The organism is Pedobacter sp. GQ55, from assembly GCF_059758925.1.
The window spans coordinates 1-217 of record NZ_JCAXEI010000045.1; the positions used below are offsets into that span (position 1 = coordinate 1).

At 42.9% G+C, this 217-nt stretch carries 1 tRNA gene; it reads right to left on the reverse strand.

Annotated elements, in window-relative coordinates:
• Nucleotides 1-127: 127 nt before the first annotated feature.
• Nucleotides 128-204 (reverse strand) — tRNA-Ala (locus AC6CH7_RS26555).
• Between the last annotated feature and the right edge of the window lie 13 nt (nucleotides 205-217).

The window sequence follows — 217 nt, forward strand, 5'->3', positions numbered from 1 at the left end:
AGCTAACAACGTCTCTATTGTTGTTTGCTCTTCTTTTTTAACTTCTTCCAATATGTCAAAGAACTTTTCTATCCCGGAAAGTATGAATACTTCCTATTTCTGTACCTTTTGTATCAGGTACCGGTGATGGTGGAGAATAACGGAGTCGAACCGTTGACCTCCTGCGTGCAAGGCAGGCGCTCTAGCCAGCTGAGCTAATCCCCCTTAAGATTAATCT